We start from the raw sequence: 6,513 nt of genomic DNA, 5'->3' as shown, positions 1-6,513 counted from the left end.
GGTCAGGTCTGGACGAGCGGGAAACCGGCGAGCCCGCGCCAGGCCAGGCTGGACATCAGCGCGACCGCTTCGTCGCGCGGCACGGCCTGGTCGGAGTCGAGCCAGTAGCGGGCGGCCACCTGGCTGAGCCCGACGAGCCCGACGGCCAGCATCCGGGCGCGGGCGGCGTCGAGCCCGGCGTCGGTGGTGACGGCGTCGGCGATCGAGTCGATGCAGCGGGTCAGGGCTCCGTCCACCACGGCGGCGGCCTCCGGCTCGCTGCGCAGGTCGGACTCGAACACCAGGCGGTAGGCCTGGCCCTCGCCCGCCACGAAGTCGAAGTACGCGCTGACCGCGCCGTGGACGCGCTCCTGGTTGTCGGTGGTGGTGCCGATGGCCTGCTCCACGCGGGTCACCAGCTCGTCGGCGTAGGTGGTGAGCAGCGCCCGGTAGAGCTCGAGCTTGCCGGGGAAGTGCTGGTACAGCACCGGCTTGCTGACCCCGGCCCGCTCGGCGATGTCGTCCATCGCGGCGGCGTGGTAACCGTGGGCTGCGAACACGTCACGGGCGGCCAGCAGCAGCTGGGCCCGTCGTGCTGTGCGGGACAACCGGCCACCGCGCTGCGCCGGCGCCGACGTCTCGGACATGCGGATCGCCTCCGTTCGTCCGCCCGGCTGGGCGGAGTGCACACCCTACCGGTGGGTAGGGCGGAATCCACGCAACCGAAGGCTGTTGGTCACCACGAACACCGAGCTGAACGCCATGGTGGCTCCGGCGATCATGGGGTTCAGCAGCCCGGCGGCGGCCAGCGGCAGGGCGGCGACGTTGTAGGCGAACGCCCAGAACAGGTTGCCCTTGATCACGGCGAGGGTGCGCCGCGACAGCCGGATGGCGTCGACGGCGTCCAGCAGGTCGCCGCGCACCAGCGTGAGGTCACTCGCCTCGATCGCGGCGTCGGTGCCGGTGCCCATGGCCAGGCCGAGGTCGGCGGCGGCCAGCGCCGCCGCGTCGTTGACCCCGTCACCGACCATCGCGACGACCTTGCCCTCGGCCTGCAGCCGCTTCACCACGGCGGCCTTGTCCTCCGGCGCCACCTCCGCGATCACCGCGTCCGCGGCGACGCCGACCTCGGCCGCCACGGCTCGTGCGGCGGCCCCGTTGTCGCCGGTGAGCAGCATCGCCGTGAGGCCGAGCCGGTGCAGTTCGCGCACCGCTTCGGCGCTCGTGGGCTTCACCGTGTCGCCCACGACGACCAGCGCCCGCGCGACGCCGTCCCACGCCACCCCGACGGCCGTGTTGCCGCCGGCCTCGGCCGCGTCCCGGGCCGCCGCGAGGTCGGGGGGCAGCGCGATGTCGTGCTCCGCGAGCAGCGCCGGACGTCCGACGAGCACCGCGTGCGCCACCACCGCCCCGGCCGCGTCGTCCTTCGACAGGAGCTCCGCGACCACACCGCGTACGCCGAGACCGGGCAGGCTCTCGAACTCGGCCACGTCGGGGAGGGACCCGGTTGCCGTCTCGGCGGCTGCGGCGATCGCCCGGCCGATCGGGTGCTCGGAGGCTGCTTCCACGGCGCCGGCGAGACGCAGCGCGGTGTCCTCCTCGACCCCGTCGACGGTGTGCACGCCGCGGACCTCCATGGCGCCGGTGGTGACGGTGCCGGTCTTGTCCAGCACGACGGTGTCCACCCGCCGGGTGGACTCGAGCACCTCCGGGCCCTTGATGAGGATGCCGAGCTGCGCGCCGCGACCGGTGCCGACCAGCAGGGCCGTCGGTGTGGCCAGCCCCAGCGCGCACGGGCAGGCGATGATCAGCACGGCGACCGCGGCGGTGAAGGCCGGGGCGGCGCCGTCGCCTGTGCCCAGCCAGAACCCCAGCGTCGCCACCGCGATCGCGATCACCACCGGCACGAAGATCCCGGAGACCCGGTCGGCGAGCCGCTGCACCGCGGCCTTGCCGTTCTGCGCGTCCTCGACGAGCCGGGCCATCCTGGCCAGCTGGGTGTCGGCTCCGACCCGCGTGGCCCGCACGACGAGCCTGCCCCCGGCGTTGACGCAGCCGCCGACGACCGCGTCGCCGGGACGGACCTCGGCTGGCACCGACTCACCGGTGACCATCGACGCGTCGACGGCCGAGCTGCCGTCCTCCACCTCGCCGTCGGTGGCGATCGTCTCGCCGGGGCGCACGACGAACCGGTCGCCGACGCCGAGCCGGCCGACGGGGATACGTACCTCGGAACCGGAACGCAGCACCGAGACGTCCTTGGCGCCCAGGTCGAGCAGGGCCTGCAGCGCCGCGCCGGCCCGGCGCTTCGAGCGGGCCTCGACGTACCGCCCGGCCAGGATGAACACCGTGACCGCCGCGGCGACCTCGAGGTAGATCGCGTCCGCCCCGGCGCCCGGGGCGACGGTGAAGGTGAACGGGTGGGTCATCCCCGGGGTGCCCGCGGTGCCGAGCAGGAGCGCGTACAGCGACCAGCCGAGCGCGGCCAGCGTGCCCATCGAGACGAGCGTGTCCATCGTGGCCGCGCCGTGGCGCAGGTTGGTCCACGCCGCCCGGTGGAACGGCCACGCCCCCCACACGACGACGGGCGCGGCGAGGGTGAGCGAGATCCACTGCCAGTAGGTGAACTGCAGCGCCGGCACCATCGCGAACGCGACCACCGGTGCGGCCAGGACGGTGGAGAGGACCAGCCGGTGGCGCAGCGCGCGTGTCGGGTCGGGGGCGTCGGCGGGTGGCTCACTGGGTTCGGACGAGGGCGGCGCAGGCAGCGCGGCGGTGTAGCCGGCCGCCTCCACCTGCGCGACGAGGGCCGTCGGTTCGAGGTCGGCCGGGTAGTCGACGCGCGCCTTCTCGGTGGCGTAGTTGACCGAGGCCGTGACGCCGGGGAGCTTGTTGAGCTTCCGCTCCACGCGGTTGGCGCAGGACGCGCAGGTCATGCCTCCGATGCTCAGCTCGATCCGGCTCAGGGCGGCGGGCGGTGCGCCGTCGGTGGTCGTGGTGGGGGAGACCAGTGCCCGGTCCGTCGACGGTTCGCTGGCCAGGTTGCTCATCGAGCCTCCCTCGTCGGGACGGTGAACTCGGCGGTGCGCACGGCGCCGTCGTGCCGGAAGTCGAGGAAGAGCCGGTAGGTGCCGGCGGTGGGCACGTCGGCGGTGAACGCGATTCCCGGCCCGGAGCGGTCGGTGGGTGTCGGCGTGGCGGCGTCGGGATGGACGTGCAGGTAGGTCAGGTCGCTCTGGCGCAGCGCGACGAGATGGCCGAACGCGCCCAGGTAGGGCTCGAGGTCGGTGACCGCCGCGCCGTCCTTGCTGACCGTGGCGAAGACCTGCGACGGGCCGCCGGGGACGAGATCGCCGTCGAGACGGACCTGGTAGCCGCCGACCTGCGCCACCCGGGAGGGAGCTGACGGGACCGGCTCGAAGTCGCCTGCGGCGAACAGGTCGGTGCCGAGGACGAGCTCGGGGCCGCCGGTGGGGACGAAGTCGGCGTAGACGCGGTAGACCCCGGCCTCGGGGAGCGTGATCGGGACGCGCCAGACGCCGCCGGGGCCGAGCGTGGGATGCAGGTGCTGGAAGCCGGAGGTGTCGCGCCGCACGACGATGAGGTGCAGCCGCTTCTCGTGCTCGACGTCGAACGCCGTGACCGGGCTGCCGTCCGAGCCGGTGATCGTGAAGGCGAGCTCGCCGGAGGTCCGGGGACGGTACGTGGTGGTCTTCGGGACCAATGTGTATCCGGCCGCCGTGTCCACGAGCCCGGCGGACACGATCTCGCCGGCCCGGTGGGAGTGCCCGTCCGCGGCGGTGGGGGCGCCGACGGTGGCGTGGCCGCCTGCGCCGTGCGCGTCGGGGCCGGTCGGCAGCGGCGCCGCCACGGCGGGTGCGGGCGCGGGGCCAGGCCCGCCGACGGCTGCGCCGATGCTCCAGGCCGCCCCGAAGGCCAGCGCCAGCGCCGCCGCGTAGGCCGACAGCCGCACCGCTGCGTTCATCCCCCGCCTCCCGTTGCTCCCGTCTGTACAACGGGCGCGACGCCCTTTCGGTAGCGCCATTGGTGGTAAAGATACCAGAGGGGGGTATAGAACGTGGGCTTTCGCACCCCACTGCGGAGTGGCAGCGAGGGCTCGAGGGTGGCCGCCGCGCAGTCCATCAGGTATTCCTCGGTTCGTGTCCTCCGCCGCGCATGCCTTCGTCCGACCGTTCGTCGGCCGGACCGCGCCGCCTGCTCCGGTGGCCCCGGAGGTGGCGCCGCTCGCCGATCCCGCCACCATGCCCCGCCGCGATCCGCTCGGGCGGCCGTGGCCTGGCCGGGAGGTCACCTCGGGCGGCGTCACGTTGCACGTGCGCGAGACGCCCGGCCCCGACGGGGTGGCGGCCGTGTACGTCCACGGGCTGGCCGGCTCGGCCACGAACTGGACCGACGTCGCAGGCCTGCTCGGCACGCGGGCGGAGGGGGTCGCCGTCGACCTGCCCGGCTTCGGGCTGTCGCGTCCGCTCGCCTCGCGCGACTACTCACCCGCCGGCCACGCCGACGCGCTGCTGTGCTTCCTGGCCGGTCGGGGCCGTCCGGTGCACCTGCTGGGCAACTCCTTCGGCGGCGCCGTCGCGATGACCGTGGCGGCGCGGCGTCCCGAGCTCGTCCGCACCCTCACCCTGATCTCGCCCGCGGTGCCGGACCTCAGACCTGATCCGCGACGGCTGTCGGACCCGCGGATGGTGCTCGCGATGATGCCGGTGCTCGGCCGGTGGGCCCGCGCGGAGCTGGCGGCGCAGAGCCCCCGGACCCGGGCCGACCAGGTGGTGCGGCTGTGCTTCGGCAACCCGAGCCTCGCCACCGAGCACCGGCTCGCGGAGACGGCCGCGGAGTTCGAGGCCAGGGCCCGGCTGGAGTGGGCGCGGGAGGCCGTCGAGCTCACCGGGAAGGCGATGATCGCGAGCTGGCTGCGTAAGGGGTCGCTGTGGTCCACGGCGGCCCGGGTGAAGGCGCCGACGCTCGTGGTGTGGGGCGACCGGGACCGGCTCGTGGCGCCCCGGCTCGCCCGGCGCACGGTCGCGACGGTGCCCGGGTCGCGGCTGCTGATGCTCCCCGGCGTCGGGCACGTCGCACAGATCGAGGCGCCTGACGAGGTGGCACGCGCCGTGGCCGGCATGTGGGATGCCGTTGCCGCGGGTCGCTGGTAGGACTGGTCGTACGGGAAGATTCGGCCCGGCCCCGGTGTTGCCAACAGCAGGTATCGAAGATCTCGCAGGACGACCGAACGAGGAGTTCCCACCATGGCGTTACCGCCGCTCGTGGAGCCGGCCGCCGAGCTGACCAAGGAAGAGGTGGAGCGCTACAGCCGCCACCTCATCATCCCCGACGTCGGGATGGCCGGTCAGAAGCGGCTGAAGAACGCGAAGGTGCTGGTGGTCGGGGCCGGCGGCCTGGGCAGCCCGGCGCTGCTCTACCTCGCCGCCGCGGGCGTCGGCACGCTCGGCATCGTGGAGTTCGACGTCGTCGACGAGTCCAACCTGCAACGGCAGGTCATCCACGGCCAGTCCGACGTCGGCCGGTCCAAGGCGGAGTCGGCACGCGACTCCATCAAGGAGATCAACCCGTTCGTCGAGGTGCGGCTGCACGAGACGCGGCTCGAGAGCTCCAACGTGCTCGACATCTTCCGGGACTACGACCTGATCCTGGACGGCACCGACAACTTCGCCACGCGCTACCTGGTGAACGACGCCGCGGTGCTGCTGGGCAAGCCGTACGTCTGGGGCTCGATCTTCCGCTTCGAGGGCCAGGCGTCGGTGTTCTGGGACGACGCCCCCAACGGCAAGGGCCTCAACTACCGCGACCTCTACCCCGAGCCGCCGCCGCCGGGGATGGTCCCCTCGTGCGCCGAGGGTGGCGTGCTGGGTGTGCTGTGCGCGTCGATCGGCTCGATCATGGTCAACGAGGCGATCAAGCTGATCACCGGCATCGGGGAGCCGCTGCTCGGCAGGCTGATGGTGTACGACGCCCTCGAGATGAGCTACCGCACCATCAAGATCCGCAAGGACCCGAGCTCGCCGAAGATCACCGAGCTGATCGACTACGACGCGTTCTGCGGCGTGGTCTCCGAGGATGCGCAGTCCGCGGCGGCCGGCAACACGATCACCGCCCTCGAGCTCAAGGAGATGATCGACGCGGGCAAGGACTTCGCGCTGATCGACGTCCGGGAGCAGAACGAGTACGAGATCGTCAGCATCCCGGGTGCCACGCTCATCCCGAAGGACCGCATCCTCTCGGGAGAGGCGCTGTCGGAGATCCCGCAGGACAAGCCGGTGGTGCTGCACTGCAAGTCGGGCGCCCGGTCCGCCGAGGCGCTGTCCGCGCTGCACAAGGCGGGCTTCAAGGACGCCGTGCACGTGGGCGGCGGGGTGCTGGCGTGGGTCAAGCAGGTCGACCCGTCGCTGCCGTCGTACTGAGGTGCGCCGGGATATCACCTCAACACGTGCGGTGAGGCCGACACCCGAGCAGTAGCACCGAATGTCGTAACAGAGAGGGCCGGGTCGCCAGTGC

At 73.0% G+C, this 6,513-nt stretch carries 5 protein-coding genes; 2 read left to right on the top strand and 3 right to left on the bottom strand.

Annotated features, from left to right (window positions below):
• Positions 1 to 2 precede the first annotated feature (2 nt).
• The 3 genes from HF577_RS36210 to HF577_RS36200 are packed head-to-tail and all read right to left on the bottom strand — an operon-like array spanning position 3 to position 3,964.
• Positions 3 to 626 (bottom strand): TetR/AcrR family transcriptional regulator, encoded by a 624-nt coding sequence (locus tag HF577_RS36210; protein WP_169400512.1) that lies wholly within the window; start codon positions 624 to 626, stop codon positions 3 to 5.
• Between the two features lie 45 nt (positions 627 to 671).
• Positions 672 to 3,029 (bottom strand): heavy metal translocating P-type ATPase, encoded by a 2,358-nt coding sequence (locus tag HF577_RS36205; protein ID WP_169400511.1) that lies wholly within the window; start codon positions 3,027 to 3,029, stop codon positions 672 to 674.
• Positions 3,026 to 3,964 carry a hypothetical protein gene (locus HF577_RS36200; RefSeq protein ID WP_169400510.1) on the bottom strand — a complete coding sequence of 313 codons (939 nt, stop codon included), beginning with the start codon at positions 3,962 to 3,964 and terminating at the stop codon, positions 3,026 to 3,028. Before HF577_RS36200 ends, HF577_RS36205 begins: the two co-directional genes overlap by 4 nt.
• 175 nt (positions 3,965 to 4,139) lie before the next feature.
• On the opposite strand from HF577_RS36200, the gene HF577_RS36195 reads away from it, so the two are divergent.
• Both HF577_RS36195 and moeZ read left to right on the top strand, forming a co-directional pair.
• Positions 4,140 to 5,153 (top strand): alpha/beta fold hydrolase, encoded by a 1,014-nt coding sequence (locus HF577_RS36195; protein WP_312859608.1) that lies wholly within the window; start codon positions 4,140 to 4,142, stop codon positions 5,151 to 5,153.
• A gap of 93 nt (positions 5,154 to 5,246) precedes the next feature.
• Positions 5,247 to 6,419, top strand: coding sequence for an adenylyltransferase/sulfurtransferase MoeZ (moeZ, locus tag HF577_RS36190; protein WP_169400509.1), 1,173 nt, complete (start codon positions 5,247 to 5,249; stop codon positions 6,417 to 6,419).
• The last annotated feature ends 94 nt before the right edge of the window (positions 6,420 to 6,513 follow it).

The sequence above is a fragment of the Pseudonocardia xinjiangensis genome (assembly GCF_012911925.1).
Classification (GTDB): domain Bacteria; phylum Actinomycetota; class Actinomycetes; order Mycobacteriales; family Pseudonocardiaceae; genus Pseudonocardia; species Pseudonocardia xinjiangensis.
This window is presented reverse-complemented; position numbering and strand designations above follow the sequence as displayed.

Excerpts from the sequence above, each read along its gene's own strand:
- HF577_RS36210 (WP_169400512.1), bottom strand. The coding sequence starts at position 626 with ATGTCCGAGACGTCGGCGCCGGCGCAGCGCGGTGGCCGGTTGTCCCGC.
- HF577_RS36205 (WP_169400511.1), bottom strand. The coding sequence starts at position 3,029 with ATGAGCAACCTGGCCAGCGAACCGTCGACGGACCGGGCACTGGTCTCC.
- HF577_RS36200 (WP_169400510.1), bottom strand. The coding sequence starts at position 3,964 with ATGAACGCAGCGGTGCGGCTGTCGGCCTACGCGGCGGCGCTGGCGCTG.
- moeZ (WP_169400509.1), top strand. The coding sequence starts at position 5,247 with ATGGCGTTACCGCCGCTCGTGGAGCCGGCCGCCGAGCTGACCAAGGAA.